The organism is Thiobacter subterraneus, from assembly GCF_055379455.1.
On sequence record NZ_AP042402.1, the window covers coordinates 996,146 to 1,012,034 of the forward strand.

Here is a 15,889-nt window from a genome sequence, read left to right on the forward strand (position 1 = left end):
GATCACGCGGTGGCGGACTGGGCCTGGCGTTCTTCCAGACGGCGCGGCGGCATGGTCTCCCAGCCGCCGCAGGCGGGACAGCGCCAGAAGAACTGGCGTGCCTTGAAGCCGCAATTGTCACACTGGAAGAAGGCCAGCCGGCGGGCGTGCTGGTGCACCAGATTGCGGATGGCTTCCAGATCCTGGCGCGCCTCGGGGGCCGCCTCGTAGAGCTGCGCCTCGAGGATCTTCTCCAGCCCCAGCAGGGTGGGATTGCGGCGCAGCTCCTCGCGGCCCAGGCGGTAGGCCGCCTCACTGCCCTCCGCCTCCAGCACGGCCTGGAAGGCGGCGCTGAAGAGGTCCACGGACGGATGGTTGGCGAGCCAGCCCTTGAGCAGGAGGGCGGCATCCTGGACCCGCTTGAGATCCCGGTAGCAGGCAAGCAGTTTTTCCGCCACCAGCGGCAGATAATCCGGATTCTGGGCCTCCACCCGCTTCCAGGCGGCAATCGCCTCCTCCGGCCGTTTCTCGGCCAGGGCGAAATCGCCGGCGAGCAGGGTGGCCCGCACGTTGCGACGGTTGACCCGGAGGGCTTCCTCCAGTTCTGCCCGCGCGGCGTCGAAGCGGCCTTCCACTGCGGCGGCCGCGGCCTTTTCGCAATGGAACTGGCTTATCTCCACCACGCAGGCGGCAGCCGAGGTCTCGGCGAGCGCCCGGGCCATGGCGATGGCCTTGTCCCATTCCTTTTCCTGGACGTAGATCTCCATCAGCGCGCGCCGCGCCGCCTCGGCGTAGCGGGTGGACAGCAGGGTCTGGAACAGTTGTTCCGCCCGGTCCAGGAGTCCCGCCTTGAGGAAGTCCTGGCCCAGCTCGAGCTGCGCCGCCAGACGCTGTTCCTGGCCCAGATCCGGCCGCTCCACCAGCCCCTGGTGCAGCTGAATGGCCCGCTCCACCTCGCCCCGGCGCCGGAACAGGCCGCCGAGGGTGAAGTGGAGTTCCACCGTTTCGCTGTCGGCGCGGGCAGCCTCGGTGAAGGCCTCGATGGCCTTGTCCGGCTGCTGGTTGAGGAGGAAATTGAGACCCTTGAAATAGGATTCGGGTAGCTGACGCGACTGGGAAATCACGTGCCGGATGTCGATGCGTGCCGCCACCCAGCCCAGCAGGAAAAAGAGGGGGAAGGCCAGCAGCCACCAGTATTCGAAGTCCATGCCCATGGACCCTCAGGCGCCCCCACCCTGGGGTTCCTGGGCACGGCTGCCCTCCTGGGCCCGGCTGCGCAGCTCGCGCTTTAGGCCCAGGATTTCCCGCCGGCTGCGCAGGAGGTAGGAAAAACTCGCCGCCACACCCGCCGCCACACCCAGCAGGAACGCCAGGAGCAGCACCACCACCAGCGGTGCCTGCCACGCCGCGCCCAGGTAGTAGCGCACCGTCACCACCTCGCTGTTCTTCGCGGCGAACCCCACCGCCAACAGGAACAGGAAGAGTCCGAGGATGGGGGTCACGAAACGCATGGCTGCATGCTCCGTCTGCGCAGGATTTCAGCCGGCAAAGAAAAGGCGGCACCATCTCGCGACGCTGCCGCCCTGCCCTGCCATGCCGGGCTCACGCGGGATTGCTTTCCCCGGCGGCCGCCCGTTTGCGGTTGTCCACCCGGTCCCTGAGCTCCTTGCCGGCCTTGAAATGGGGCACATACTTGGCCGGCACCTCCACCCGGCCGCCCGTCTTGGGATTGCGCCCGATCCGGGGCGGCCGGTAGTTGAGGCTAAAGCTGCCGAAGCCGCGGATCTCGATGCGCTGCCCCTCGGACAGACTCTTGGCCATGGCATCCAGGATGGTCTTCACCGCCAGTTCCGCATCCTTGGCCACCAGCTGCGGATAGCGCGCCGACAGCCGCATGATGAGTTCCGATTTGGTCATGGCCGACCCCCGGTGCTCACTGTCCGGTGCTCTTGGTATCCAGCTTGGCCTTGAGGAGTGCGCCCAGATTGGTGGTGCCGCTGCTGGCGGACTGGTCGCTGGCCATCTTCTGCATGGCTTCCGCTGCCTCCGCCGCTTCCTTGGCCTTGATGGACAGGTTGATGCTGCGGTTCTTGCGGTCCACGCTGATGATCATGGCCTCGACCTCGTCGCCTTCCTTGAGGTGGGTGCGGATGTCCTCCACCCGGTCACGGGAGACTTCGGAGGCACGCAGGTAGCCTTCCACGTCATCGGCGAGCTGGATCACGGCACCCTTGGCATCCAGGGATTTCACCGTGCCCTTGACGATGGCGCCCTTGTCGTGGCTCATCACGTAGTTGTTGAAGGGATCGCCCTCGAGCTGCTTGATGCCCAGGGAGATGCGCTCCCGCTCGGGGTCGATGGCGAGCACCACGGCTTCCACCTCGTCGCCCTTCTTGTAGTTGCGCACGGCTTCCTCACCGGGCTGCGACCAGGACAGGTCGGACAGATGCACCAGCCCGTCGATGCCACCGGGCAGGCCGATGAACACGCCGAAATCGGTGATGGACTTGATCTGCCCCCTGACCTTGTCGCCCTTCTTGTAATTGGCGGCGAACTCTTCCCAGGGATTTGGCTTGCACTGTTTCATGCCCAGGGAGATGCGGCGGCGTTCCTCGTCGATTTCCAGGATCATCACCTCGACCTCGTCGCCCACCTGCACCACCTTGGCGGGATGCACGTTCTTGTTGGTCCAGTCCATCTCGGAGACGTGCACCAGCCCCTCGATGCCCGGCTCGATCTCGACGAAGGCGCCGTAGTCCGTGAGATTGGTCACCTTGCCGAACAGACGCGTGCCCGGCGGATAGCGGCGGGAGATGTTGACCCAGGGATCGTCGCCCAGCTGCTTGAGACCCAGGGAGACCCGGTTTTTCTCCTGGTCGAACTTGAGCACCTTGGCTTCCACCTCGTCGCCCACGGAAAGCACTTCCGAGGGATGCTTGACCCGGCGCCAGGCCAGATCGGTGATGTGCAGCAGGCCATCGATGCCCCCCAGATCCACGAAGGCACCGTAGTCCGTGATGTTCTTGACGATGCCCTTGACCACCATGCCTTCCTTGAGGTTTTCCAGCAGGGCCTGGCGCTCGGCGCCCAGAGTCGCTTCCAGCACCGCCTTGCGCGAGACCACCACGTTGTTGCGCTTCTTGTCCAGCTTGATGACCTTGAACTCGAATTCCTTGCCCTCGTAGGGAGTGGTGTCCTTCACCGGGCGGATGTCCACCAGGGAGCCGGGCAGGAAGGCACGGATGCCGTTGATCATGACGGTCAGACCGCCCTTCACCTTGCCGGTGATCACGCCCTTGACCAGCTGATTGTTCTCCATGGCCTGTTCCAGCTCCTGCCAGGCGGCGATGCGCTTGGCCTTCTCGCGCGACAGGCGCGTGGAGCCGTAGCCGTCTTCCAGAGCCTCGATGGCGACGGTGACGAAGTCGCCTTCTTTCACCTCGAGTTCGCCGCGGTCATTGCGGAACTCGGAGGCGGGAATCACGCTTTCGGATTTGAGACCGGCATTGACGATGACCTCGTCGCCTTGAATGGCCACCACCTCGGCGGTGATGAGTTCGCCCACGCGCATTTCCTGGCGGGCAAGGGATTCTTCGAACAGGGCGGCAAAGCTTTCGTTGCTGTTGGGCGCAGCCTGGCTGGTGGAAGTTTGGGAAGTCGCCATCATGAATTGGTACCTGAAAAAGCCGTCCTTTGGTCGAAGACGGGTTGGTTCACACAACGTCGCCGGGGTGAAAAAGGAAAAACCCGACCCGCGGCACGTGGCCCGCACGTGCCCGGCCGATCCGCCTTTCCACTAGCCGGCGACACCCGGTCCGGATGAGGCCCGATACTGCTGCAGCACCGCTTCGACCGCCTGGTCGATGGTGAGGGAACTGGTATCCAGCAGGCTCGCATCCGCGCACTTCTGCAGGGGGGCGGCGCTGCGCTGGGAATCCCGTGCGTCACGCGCCCGAATGTCCTGCAAAAGAGTTTGGATGTTAGCAGACATTCCTTTTTCCATCAACTGTTTATATCGCCGCTCGGCGCGCACCTCGGGGCTCGCGGTGAGGTAGATCTTGAGCCGGGCGTCGGGAAACACCACCGAGCCCATGTCCCGGCCGTCCGCCACCAGGCCCGGCGGTTGGCGGAAGGCCCGCTGCCGGTCGAGCAGCGCGTCGCGCACGGCCGGCCAGTGGGCGACACTGGAGGCCCCCTGGCTCACTTCTTCGGTGCGGATGGCGTCCGTCACCTCTTCGCCGGCCAGCCACACCCGGCCGCCGTCGAAGCGGACATCGAGGTCCCGGGCCAGACGGGCAAGCGCCGCCTCGTCGTCCCAGGCCACCCCCCCGCGCAGGGCCGCGAGCGCCACCAGGCGGTACAGGGCGCCACTGTCCAAATAATGGAAACCCAGCCGCGCCGCCACGCGCTGCGCCACCGTGCCCTTGCCGGACGCGGCAGGGCCGTCGATGGCGATGACCGGCACGTCGGGCTGGGCGAGACTCAGAAACACCCGGAAATAATCCGGGAAGGTCTTGGCCACGCAGCCGGGATCGAGGATGCGCACCGGCACGCCCCCCAGCGCCACCAGGGAAAAACACATGGCCATGCGGTGGTCGTCATAGGTCTCGATCACCGCGCCGGGCGTGAGGCCCCCGGCGGGCGGGGTGATGCACAGGTAATCCGGTCCTTCCTGCACGGTGGCGCCCACCTTGCGCAGTTCATTGGCCATGGCGGCGATGCGGTCGGTCTCCTTGACCCGCCAGCTGGCGATATTGCGGATGGTGGTGGGCCCCTGGGCGAACAGCGCCGCCACCGCCACCGTCATGGCGGCGTCCGGAATGTGATTGAGGTCGGCATCGAGAGGCTTGAGCCGGCGCGGCCCGCAGGCTTCCACCCAGTCGTCCCCCATGCGGATCAGCGCGCCCATTTGGGCCAGCGTGTCGGCGAAACGGATGTCCCCCTGGATGCTTTCGCGTCCCACGCCCATCACCCGCACCGGGCCGCCGCCGATGGCGCCCGCCGCCAGGAAATAGGAAGCGCTGGAGGCATCGCCCTCCACATGGATGATGCCCGGACTGCGATAGTGCCTGCCGCCCGCCACGCGGAAAATGTGCCAGCCTTCCCGCTCCACTTCCACGCCGAAGCGGCGCATCAGATTGAGGGTGATCTCCACGTAGGGCTTGGAGATGAGCTCACCCACCACCTCGACCGTGGTGGTCTCGCCGGTGAGGGGCAGGGCCATGAGCAGGGCCGTGAGGAACTGGCTCGACACATTGCCGCGAATGCGCACCCGGCCGCCCGCCTGGATGTGCGCCTCGTGGATGGCCAGCGGCGGATAGCCGGCCTCGCCCAGATAGTCGATGCGGGCCCCCAGCTGGCGCAGGGCCTCCACCAGATCGCCGATGGGGCGTTCGTGCATGCGCGGCACGCCGGACAGCCGGTAGCGTCCCCGGGAGAGGGCGAGCACCGCGGTGAGGGGCCGGAAGGCGGTGCCGGCATTGCCCAGAAAGAGCTCGGCTTCCTTGACCGGGAACGGCCCTCCCACACCGGTGACACGGCAGTCGCTCTCCCCCACCCGCTCCCATTTAACGCCCAGACGTCGCAGCGCCTCCAGCATCACGCGCGTGTCGTCGGAATCCAGCAGCCCCTTCACCTCGGTCACACCCTCGGCGAGGGCCGCAAGCAGGAGCGTGCGGTTGGAGATGCTTTTGGAGCCGGGCAGGACCACCGTGCCGGCCATGCGGGCGATGGGTTGGAGATCGAGATAGTCCATGTTCGTTTTTTGCCGCCCCGGAAAGCGGAGCGTCATTCAGCTTTCAAGAATGTGTGGCGCGCGTCCCGTGCCTGCCGGAACACTTCCATCAGACCCGCGCCGTCACCCGCCTCGATGAGCGTCCGGATGCGGGCCAGTTCCCCCTCGAAGCCGGCGATTTCCCGCAACAGGGCTTCGCGGTTGGCGAGGCAGATGTCCCGCCACATCTCGGGGGAGCTGCCGGCAATCCGGGTGAAGTCCCGGAAACCGCTGGCGGCAAAGGCAAACAGGCGGGGCGCATCGGCCCGTCCGGCGATGTAATCCACCAGCGCGAAGGCCAGCACATGGGGCAGGTGGCTCACCGCGGCAAACAGGGCGTCGTGTTCCTCCGGCGTCATGTCCGCCACCTGGGCGCCACAGGCAGTCCACAGCGCTTTCACCAAATGGCAGGCCGCGGGATCGGTCTCGGGCAGCGGGGTGATCACCACCTTACGCCCCTGGAACAGGTCGGCGTGCGCCGCGCCGGCCCCGCTTTTCTCGGCGCCGGCGATGGGATGCGCCGGCACGAAGCGCGCGAGCCGGCTGCCCAGGTGGGCACGCGCCAGTGCCACCACGTCCTGCTTGGTGCTGCCCATGTCCGTCACCACGGTCTGCGGCCCCAGGTGGGGCGCAATGGCCGCGAAAATGTCCGCCATCTGGCCCACGGGCACCGCCAGCACCACCAGATCGGCATCGCCCACCGCGGCGGGATCGCTGCCGATTTCGTCGATCACCGAGGCGGCGCGCGCCGCCTCCAGGTTGCCGGCGCTGCGGCCGAAGCCCACCACCTGGCGCACCATCCCGGCCTCGCGCAGCGCCAGGGCGAAGGAGCCGCCGATCAGGCCGACACCAAAGATGACGAGTTTGTTCAACATGGATGGCCACGCAGAAGACGCCGGGGTGCCGGAAAATCCCGGACGATGCCGTCCGTGCCCGCTGCGTTCATGCTGTTTAGATGCTGCGTCCCAGGACCGTGGCAATACCCCTGAGCTCGCCCATCAGGCTCTTCAGCTCCTCCGGGCTCAGGGCCTGGTCGGCATCGCACCAGGCTTCGCAGGGGCGGGGATGGGATTCCACCAGCAGGCCGTCGGCGCCGGCGGCGATGGCCGCCCGCGCCAGCGCCGGCACCATCCAGGCCTTGCCCCCGGCATGGGAGGGATCGATGATCACCGGCAGGTGGGTCTCCTTCTTCAGCATGGGCACGGCGGTGACATCCAGCACATTGCGGTAGGCCGTTTCATAGGTGCGGATGCCGCGCTCACAGAAGATGATGTTGTGGTTGCCGCCCGCGGCAATGTATTCCGCCGCCATCAGCCATTCGGAGATGGTCGCGGCCATGCCGCGCTTGAGGATCACCGGCTTGTTGATGCGCCCCACTTCCTTGAGCAGGTCGAAGTTCTGCATGTTGCGCGTGCCGATCTGGATCACGTCCACGTCGTACTCCAGGAAGGTGTCCAGCATGCGCACGTCCATCAATTCGGTGACGATGGGCAGGCCGTATTTGTCCGCCGCCCTGCGGAACATGGCCAGTCCTTCCACGCCCCGTCCCTGGAAGGTGTAGGGACTGGTGCGGGGCTTGAAGGCACCGCCCCGCATCAGGCGGCAGCCGGCTTCCTTGACGAAGCGCGCGGATTCGTCCATCTGCTCCTGGGTCTCCACCGAGCAGGGGCCGCTGATCACCTGGATCTGGTTGCCCCCCAGCGGCACGCCGCGGATGTCGATGACCGTGTTCTCCCGGTGCCATTCCCGCGCCACGATCTTGTAGGGCTTGACGATGTGCATGGACTGCTCGACCCCGGGCAGGGCGTCGATGGCCTCCTGGTCGATCTTGCGCTCGTCGCCGATGGCACCGATCACGGTGCGCTCCGTCCCGCGCGAGACATTGGCCTCGCAGCCGTATTCCTTGATCTTGCGCACCACCGCTTCGATCTGTTCCTCGGTGGCGCCGTTTTCCATCACGATGATCATGCCGATTCCTTTCGCTGTTCCTCGAGGGCGCTCGCGAGCGCCGTCAAAAACCGTTCGTTTTCCCGTTCCAGGCCGATGCTCACGCGCAGATACTCCGGCAGTCCGTAGTTGGCGATGGGCCTGACGATCACACCGCGTCTCAGCAGGCGTTGATACATGGCCGTGGCGTTGCCGATGTGGAAGCTCAGGAAGTTGCCGTAGGAGGGAATCCACTCCAGCCCCAGCCTGGCGAGCCCTGCGGTGATCTGGTCCATGCCGGCACGGTTTACGGCGACACTGCGCGCCAGGTGATCGGTGTCGGCAAGTGCCGCCTGTGCCGCCACCTGCGCCGCCGTGCTCACGTTGAACGGCTGGCGCACCCGGTTCAGCATGTCGGCCACGTCCGGGTGACACAGGGCGAAGCCCACACGCAGTCCCGCCAGGCCATAGGCCTTGGAAAAGGTGCGGGTGAGCATGAGGTTGGGAAAGCGCGCCAACCACGCCACGCTGGGCGGGGCCACGGCTGCATCCAGGTACTCATAGTAGGCCTCGTCCAGCACCACCAGCACGCGGCGCGGCACTTCCTCGAGCAGGGCCAGCAGCGCGTCGGGGGCCAGCACCGTGCCGGTGGGATTGTTGGGGTTGGCCAGGAACACGATGCGCGTGTCGTCCTCGATGGCTTCCAGCAGGGCGGCGGGGTCATTGCCGAAATCCCGGGCCGGCACCTCGATGGCCCGCGCCCCCACCGCCTGCACCACCAGGGGATAGACGGCGAAGGCATGCTGCGAGAACACGGCAGACGCGCCGGGCGCGAGAAAGGCGCGGGCGGCGAACTCCAGTACGTCGTTGGAGCCGTTGCCCAGCACGATCTGGTTCATGGCGACGCCGTACTTCCGGGCCAACGCCGCCTTGAGCTCGTAGCCGGCGCCATCCGGGTAGCGGGCCAGCTCAGACAGACACGCCCGCACCGCGTCCAGGGCCAGCGGGCTCGGCCCCAGGGGATTTTCGTTGGAAGCCAGTTTCACGATGTCTGCAGGATCGAGCCCCATCTCCCGCGCCAGCTCGCCGATGGGCTTGCCGGGGGGATAGGGCGCAATCGCCCGGACATAGGCTGGCGCCAGATCACACAGTTCCATGTTCGAATCCGGTCATGGCGGTAAGCAGCAGGATGGACAAGCGGCGGCCGGTGAACGGTCAGTGGCGGCCCCGACACAGGCGCCCTGCCGCCCGCCGGTTCCGGCCCACCGCTATCCGCTTCCTGCTCACCGCGCCCTCACAATACGGCAACCGGGTAGGAACCCAGCACCTTGAGCAGGGACGCCAGGTTTTTCAGTTCCGCCAGGGATCGGGCCACGGCTTCGTCTTCACGGTGTCCCTCCACGTCCACGTAGAACACATAGTCCCACAGGGTGGTACCCGAGGGCCGGGACTCCAGCTTGGTCATGGACACGCCGTGGCGGGCGAAGGGTCCCAGCAGTTCATACACCGCCCCCGGACGGTTGGGTGCGGACATCACCAGCGAGGTCTTGTCCTGGCCGGAAGGCGCCGCGTCATGGCTGCCCAGCACCAGGAAGCGCGTGGTGTTGTTGGGATCATCCTCGATGTTGCGTTCCAGCACGACGAGCTGGTAGATCTCCGCCGCCATCTCGCCGGCGATGGCGGCCGCGTTGGGCTCCGCCGCCGCCAGGCGCGCCGCCTCGGCGTTGCTGGACACGGGCACGCGCGCCACCCCGGGCAGGTGCTGGTTCAGCCATTCGTGGCATTGCGCGAGCGACTGGGGGTGGGAGTAGACGCGCTCGATGCCCTCCCGCGTCGGCTCGCGCCGCAGCAGACACTGGTGCACCCGCACCACGGTCTCGCCGCAGATCCTGAGGGGCGTGTGGAGCAGCAGGTCCAGGGTGCGGCCGATGGCCCCCTCGGTGGAGTTCTCCACCGGCACCACGGCGTAATCCACCATGCCGGCCTCGGCCTGGCGGAACACGTCGTCGATGGAGGGACAGTCCACCGTCTGCGCCGCGTGGCCGAAATGCTTCACCGCCGCCGCCTGGCTGAAGGTGCCGGGCGGCCCCAGGTAGGCCACCTTGAGGGGTTGCTCCAGGGCAAGACAGGCCGACATGATCTCGCGGAACAGACGCGCCACCGCCTCGTCCGACAGCGGGCCGGGATTGGCCGCTTTGACCCGGCGCAGCACCTGCGCCTCCCGTTCCGGCCGATAGACATGGTTGCCCTGCTTGAGCCGCCCCACTTCCTGGGCAAGCTGCGCCCGCTCGGCGAGCAGGCGCAGCAGCTCGTCATCGACGGCATCGATGCGCTGTCTCAAAGTTTGCAGGGCATCCGACATGGCCGCGGTTCAGGCAGGAATGGCACGCACCATGAGCACACCCTTGATGGCGGCGATGCGGTCGATCACCGCCTGGGGCGGCTCGCTGTCCACGTCCACCAGGGTGTAGGCCATCTCGCCCTTGGACTTGTTCACCATGTTGTGGATGTTGAGCCCTGCCTCGGCCATGGCCGTGGAGATCTGGCCGACCATGTTGGGCACGTTGGCATTGGCAATGGCAATGCGCCAGGCGGATTCCCGCGCCATGGAGACGTTGGGGAAATTCACCGCGTTCAGGATGTTGCCGTTTTCCAGGTAATCGCGCACCTGTTCCGCCACCATCACGGCGCAGTTTTCCTCCGCCTCCTGGGTGGAAGCGCCCAGGTGCGGGAAGGTGACGATGCGCGGATTGCCCTTGAGGGCATTGGCCGGAAAATCGCAGACATAGCCACGCAGGCGGCCCGCATTGATGCCTTCCACCACCGCATGGTCGTCCACGATCCCCTCGCGCGCGAAGTTGAGCAGCACCGCGCCCGGTTTCATGAGGGCGATGCGGGCCGCGTCGATCATGTTGCGGGTCTTGTCCAGGAGCGGCACGTGCAGGCTGATGAAGTCGCTGTTTTTCACCACCTCTTCGACACTGGCCGCCCTTTTCACGCTGGCAGGCAGGCGCCAGGCGGCATCCACCGTGATCTCCGGATCGAAGCCGATCACGTTCATGCCCAGCCGGATGCCGGCATCCGCCACCAGGGATCCGATCGCCCCCAGGCCGATGACACCGAGGGTGCGCCCCGGCAGCTCGATGCCGGTGAACTGCTTCTTGCCCGCCTCCACTGCCTTGGCGATCTCCGCGTCGTCGCCAGCGAGGGACTCGGCAAACCGCCAGGCAGGCATGAGATTGCGTGCGGCGATCAGCATGCCGGCGATCACCAGTTCCTTGACCGCATTGGCATTGGCGCCGGGCGCGTTGAACACGGGCACCCCGCGTTCGCTCATCTTCGCCACGGGAATGTTGTTGGTGCCGGCGCCGGCGCGGCCGATGGCCTTCACGCTGGGCGGAATCACCATGTCGTGCATCTTGGCCGAGCGCACCAGGATGGCGTCGGGCTCCGTGACATCGCTGCCGACGATGTAGCGCTCGGACGGCAGGCGCGCCAGCCCCACCGGCGAGATGTTGTTGAGGGTGAGGATGCGGTATTTCTCAGCCATGTTGCTTCTCGAAGGCTTTCATGTATTCCACCAGCGCCTTCACCCCCTCGATGGGCATGGCGTTGTAGATGGAGGCACGCATGCCGCCCACCGAGCGATGCCCCTTGAGCTGCACCAGCCCGTGCTCCTTGGCCCCCTTGAGGAAGGCTTCGTCCAGAGCAGGGTCCCTGAGGGTGAACGGCACGTTCATGCGTGAGCGGTTCTCGCGCGCCGTGGGGCAGCGGTAAAACTCCGTGCTGTCCAGATAGTCGTAGAGGATCTTCGCCTTGGCGATGTTGTATTCCTCCATCGCCTTGAGGCCGCCGCGCCGCTTGAGCCACTTGAACACCAGCCCCGCCATGTAGATGGCGAAGGTGGGCGGCGTGTTGTACATGGAATCGTTATCGGCGTGGGTCTTGTAGTCCAGCATGGTGGGCGTGCCGGCCAGGGGTTGGCCCAGCAGATCCTCGCGCACGATGACGATGGTGAGCCCTGCCGGACCGATGTTCTTCTGGGCGCCGGCGTAGATCAGGCCATAGCGCGACACGTCGATGGGACGCGACAGGATGTTGGAGGACATGTCCGCCACCAGGGGCACGTCGCCGGTATCCGGCGTCCAGAAGATCTCCACCCCGCCGATGGTTTCATTGGGCGTGTAGTGGACGTAGGCCGCGTTCGGATCCAGCCGCCACTGATCCTGGGTGGGCGCATAGGAGAAATTGCGGTCCTCGGAGCTGGCCACCACGTTGACCGAGCAGAACTTCTTCGCTTCCTTGATCGCCTTCTTGGACCACTCGCCGGTGTTGAGATAGTCCGCCGACGTTTTGCCGCGCAGCAGGTTCATGGGCACCATGGCGAATTGCAGGGACGCCCCGCCCTGCAGGAACAGGACCTTGTAATTCGCCGGGATGTTTAGCAGCTCCCGCAGGTCGGCCTCCGCCTGGGCGGCGATGCCCATGAATTCCTTGCCGCGATGGCTCATCTCCATCACGGACATGCCACACCCCTGCCAGTTGATGAGTTCGTCGCGCGCCTGCTCGAGCACTTCCAGGGGCAATGCCGCAGGTCCGGCGCTGAAGTTGTAAACCCGTTCCATCATTCGACCTTCATGGTTCAAGAATCATCATTGGCCACAGGCGCCGTAACACGGGCAGGGTGCCCGCGTCTGCCCGGTGCCCGGTCACTCGTCCTCGTCGCGCTCCACGATGCGCTGCACGCCCACCAGCTTCTCGCCCTCGTCCAGGTTGATCAGGGTCACCCCCTGGGTGGCGCGCCCCATCTCGCGGATTTCCCGGACGCGGGTGCGGATCAGCACCCCGCCGGTGGTGATGAGCATGATCTCGTCGTTCTCGTCCACCAGCGCCGCCGCGACCACCTTGCCGTTGCGCTCGGTGGTCTGGATGGCGATCATGCCCTGGGTGCCGCGGCCGTGGCGGGTGTATTCCGCAAGGGGCGTGCGCTTGCCGTAGCCGTTCTCGGTGGCGGTGAGCACCGACAGATTCTCCTCGCCCGCCACCACCATGGAAATGACTTTCTGCCCGGGCAACAGCTTCATGCCGCGCACGCCGTGGGCATTGCGGCCCATGGGACGCACGTCGTTCTCGTCGAAGCGCACCGCCTTGCCCCCGTCCGAGAACAGCATGACGTCGCAGCGGCCATTGGTGATGTCCGCCCCCACCAGGTAGTCGCCATCGTCGAGGTTGACCGCGATGATGCCGGTGGAACGCGGACGCGAAAACTCCGACAGGGGCGTCTTCTTCACCGTGCCCATGGCGGTGGCCATGAAGACGAAATGTTCGTCGTCGAATTCCTTCACCGGCAGCACGGCGGTGATCTTCTCGTGCTCCATCAGGGGCACCAGGTTGACGATGGGCTTGCCGCGCGAGGTGCGGCTGCCCTGGGGCACGTTGTAGACCTTGAGCCAATACACCCGCCCGCGGTTGGAGAAGCACAGGATGTGGTCGTGGGTGTTGGCGATGAACAGCTTCTCGATGAAATCGTCTTCCTTGGTGGCGGCCGCCTGCTTGCCGCGGCCGCCGCGTTTCTGGGCACGATAGTCGGCGATGGGCTGGGCCTTGATGTAGCCGGAGTGGGACAGGGTCACCACCACGTCCTCGGGCGCGATCAGGTCCTCCAGGGAGAGATCCTGGGCATCCACCACGATCTCGCTCTTGCGCCGGTCGCCGTACTGCGCCTTGATCTCCGCCAGTTCCTCCCGGATGATCTGGGTGATGCGTGCCGGCTTGGCCAGGATGTCCAGGTAATCGGCGATCCTGTCGATCACCTCGCGGTATTCGGCCAGGATCTTGTCCTGTTCCAGCCCGGTGAGGCGCTGCAGCCTGAGCTCCAGGATCGCCTGCGCCTGGGCATCCGAGAGCCGGTAGCCCTGGGCAGACAGGCCATATTCCGGCAACAGTCCCTCGGGTCGGGTGGCGTCGGCCCCGGCGCGGGCCAGCATCTCCTCTACCAGCGGCGAACGCCAGGTCTTGCCCATGAGGCGCTCCTTGGCCACCGCCGGGGTCTCGGAAGCCTTGATCAGGGCGATGATCTCGTCCACGTTGGACAGCGCCACCGCCAGACCCTCCAGGATGTGCCCCCGCTCCCGTGCCTTGCGCAGTTCGAAGATGGTGCGGCGGGTGACCACCTCGCGCCGGTGGCGCAGGAAGGCGTCCAGCATCTGCTTCAGGTTGAGCAGACGTGGCTGGCCGTCCACCAGGGCCACCATGTTCATGCCGAAGCTGTCCTGCATCTGGGTGAGCTTGAACAAATTGTTCAGCACCACCTCCGGCATTTCGCCGCGCTTGAGCTCGATCACCACGCGCATGCCGGACTTGTCGGATTCGTCGCGCAGGTCGGAGATGCCCTCGATCTTCTTCTCGCGCACCAGCTCCCCGATGCGCATGAGGAGGTTGGCCTTGTTCACCTGGTAGGGCAGCTCATCGATGATGATGGCCTGGCGGTTGCCCGATTTGTCCAGATCCTCGAAGTGGGTGCGGGCGCGGATCACCACCCGTCCGCGGCCGGTGCGGTAGCCCTCGCGAATCCCGGCCACGCCGAAGATGATGCCCGCGGTGGGGAAATCGGGCGCGGGGACGATGTCGATCAGTTCGTCCACCTCGATCTCCGGGTTGTCGAGCAGCGCCAGACAGGCATCCACCACCTCACCCAGGTTGTGGGGCGGGATGTTGGTCGCCATGCCCACGGCGATGCCCGCCGAACCGTTGATGAGCAGATTGGGAATGCGCGTGGGCAGGACCGTGGGTTCCCGCTCCTTGCCGTCGTAATTGGGAACGAAATCGACGGTTTCCTTGTCGATGTCCGCCAGCATCTCGGAGGCGATGCGCTCCAGCCGGCACTCCGTGTAGCGGTAGGCGGCGGGGGAATCCCCGTCCACCGAACCGAAGTTGCCCTGGCCGTCGATCAGCGTGTAGCGCATGGAAAAGTCCTGGGCCATGCGCACCAAAGCCTCGTAGGTCGCGGTGTCCCCGTGGGGGTGGTACTTACCCAGCACGTCACCCACCACCCGCGCGCATTTCACGTAGGGGCGGTTCCACACGTTGTTCGACTCGTGCATGGCGAACAGCACGCGCCGGTGCACGGGCTTGAGACCATCGCGCACGTCGGGCAGGGCCCGGCCCACGATCACGCTCATGGCGTAATCGAGGTAGGAATTGCGCATCTCCTCTTCGAGGCTGACGGGGATCGTTTCTTTGGCGAATTGGTCCATGTTTTCAGCAGCTTGGCAGGGCCCGCGGCGAGCCGTGCGAGGGGAAAAAATAGGGGCAAGTCTAACATGGCCGGCCGGTCCGGGCCACTGGCCCGGCCACCGGGCAGCCGGTCGTTGCACCGGGAGAGCCCCTGCGCGCCTTGTATTTACGTGACTTTGTGTTTATCCTTGGCAAGAAGTGCGCGGCGCCTGCCGCGCTACACGGACTTCACGGAATCTTCACCAAAAAGAAAGGCTCGAACGATGGCTATTTCCTCGCGTGCAAAAACTCTCTCGGGTATGCTCGCGGCGCTGACCCTGGCGGCGGCCGGCCTGGTACCGGCACAGGCCGCGGAACGCTCGCCCGGCTACTGGTACGACAACAGCGGCAATGTCTGGAAGAACAACTACAACCAGTGCTGGCGCGCCGGTTACTGGACCCCGTCCATGGCGATTCCCGAATGCGATCCCGACCTGGTCAAGAAGGAAGCGCCCAAGCCGGCCGCCAAGCAGGACACCGTGCCGGCCGCGCCGCTGGTGCCGCCCACCGGCCCCGCCAAGCCCGCCTTCGCCAAGGTGACCATCCAGGCGGAAGCCCTGTTCGACTTCGACAAGGCCGTGGTGCGCCCGGACGGCAAGGAAGTGCTGGACCGGGAAGTGGTGGCCAAGATGAAGCAGTATCCCCAGGTGGAAGTCCTGCTCATCACCGGTCACGCCGACCGCATCGGCAGCGAAAAGTACAACATGAAACTGTCCGAGCGGCGCGCCAATGCCGTGAAGGACTACCTGATCTCCCGGGGCATCGAGGCCAGCCGGCTGGAGACCGCCGCCAAGGGTGAATCCGAGCCGGTGGTGGACTGCAAGAACATCAAGGGTCCGGAAAACCGCCGCAACAAGAAGCTGGTGGAATGCCTGCAGCCCAACCGCCGCGTGGTGGTGGAAATCAAGGTGCAAAAGTCCTCCGCCGACTGAGTGA

The 15,889-nt window shown here is 65.9% G+C and carries 13 protein-coding genes; 1 reads left to right on the forward strand and 12 read right to left on the reverse strand.

Features of this window, described 5'->3' with window-relative positions; genetic code table 11:
• Positions 1-2: 2 nt before the first annotated feature.
• The 12 genes from lapB to gyrA form a co-directional block, all read right to left on the reverse strand.
• Positions 3-1,187 (reverse strand): lipopolysaccharide assembly protein LapB, encoded by a 1,185-nt coding sequence (lapB, locus tag ACZ42P_RS05045; protein ID WP_464899368.1) that lies wholly within the window; start codon positions 1,185-1,187, stop codon positions 3-5.
• 12 nt (positions 1,188-1,199) lie between these two features.
• A complete protein-coding gene (locus ACZ42P_RS05050; RefSeq protein ID WP_464898998.1) occupies positions 1,200-1,490 on the reverse strand; it encodes a lipopolysaccharide assembly protein LapA domain-containing protein in 291 nt (96 codons plus the stop codon).
• A 91-nt stretch (positions 1,491-1,581) separates the two neighbouring features.
• Entirely contained in the window at positions 1,582-1,896 is a 315-nt protein-coding gene (locus ACZ42P_RS05055; protein ID WP_464898999.1) for an integration host factor subunit beta, read from the reverse strand.
• A gap of 16 nt (positions 1,897-1,912) precedes the next feature.
• Entirely contained in the window at positions 1,913-3,646 is a 1,734-nt protein-coding gene (gene rpsA / locus ACZ42P_RS05060; RefSeq protein WP_464899000.1) for a 30S ribosomal protein S1, read from the reverse strand.
• Between the two features lie 129 nt (positions 3,647-3,775).
• Complete coding sequence (locus tag ACZ42P_RS05065) at positions 3,776-5,770, reverse strand: bifunctional 3-phosphoshikimate 1-carboxyvinyltransferase/cytidylate kinase (protein ID WP_464899001.1); 1,995 nt, start codon at positions 5,768-5,770, stop codon at positions 3,776-3,778.
• The gene (locus tag ACZ42P_RS05070; protein ID WP_464899002.1) at positions 5,767-6,627 is read right to left on the reverse strand and encodes a prephenate dehydrogenase; all 861 of its coding nucleotides are present in this window, start codon (positions 6,625-6,627) and stop codon (positions 5,767-5,769) included. The genes ACZ42P_RS05065 and ACZ42P_RS05070 overlap by 4 nt, the downstream gene beginning before the upstream one ends.
• A 76-nt stretch (positions 6,628-6,703) precedes the next feature.
• Positions 6,704-7,720: a 3-deoxy-7-phosphoheptulonate synthase gene (aroF, locus tag ACZ42P_RS05075; protein WP_464899003.1), complete on the reverse strand. Its 1,017-nt coding sequence runs from the start codon at positions 7,718-7,720 to the stop codon at positions 6,704-6,706.
• Positions 7,717-8,835, reverse strand: a complete 1,119-nt coding sequence (gene hisC / locus ACZ42P_RS05080) for a histidinol-phosphate transaminase (RefSeq protein WP_464899004.1) — start codon at positions 8,833-8,835, stop codon at positions 7,717-7,719. The genes aroF and hisC overlap by 4 nt, the downstream gene beginning before the upstream one ends.
• 137 nt (positions 8,836-8,972) lie before the next feature.
• The gene (pheA, locus tag ACZ42P_RS05085) at positions 8,973-10,040 is read right to left on the reverse strand and encodes a prephenate dehydratase (protein ID WP_464899005.1); all 1,068 of its coding nucleotides are present in this window, start codon (positions 10,038-10,040) and stop codon (positions 8,973-8,975) included.
• A gap of 9 nt (positions 10,041-10,049) precedes the next feature.
• Entirely contained in the window at positions 10,050-11,228 is a 1,179-nt protein-coding gene (locus tag ACZ42P_RS05090; RefSeq protein WP_464899006.1) for a phosphoglycerate dehydrogenase, read from the reverse strand.
• Entirely contained in the window at positions 11,221-12,303 is a 1,083-nt protein-coding gene (gene serC / locus ACZ42P_RS05095; RefSeq protein ID WP_464899369.1) for a 3-phosphoserine/phosphohydroxythreonine transaminase, read from the reverse strand. The genes ACZ42P_RS05090 and serC overlap by 8 nt, the downstream gene beginning before the upstream one ends.
• Before the next feature lie 84 nt (positions 12,304-12,387).
• Positions 12,388-14,934, reverse strand: a complete 2,547-nt coding sequence (gene gyrA / locus ACZ42P_RS05100) for a DNA gyrase subunit A (RefSeq protein ID WP_464899007.1) — start codon at positions 14,932-14,934, stop codon at positions 12,388-12,390.
• A 279-nt stretch (positions 14,935-15,213) separates the two neighbouring features.
• On the opposite strand from gyrA, the gene ACZ42P_RS05105 reads away from it, so the two are divergent.
• The gene (locus ACZ42P_RS05105; protein WP_464899008.1) at positions 15,214-15,885 is read left to right on the forward strand and encodes an OmpA family protein; all 672 of its coding nucleotides are present in this window, start codon (positions 15,214-15,216) and stop codon (positions 15,883-15,885) included.
• Positions 15,886-15,889 lie beyond the last annotated feature (4 nt).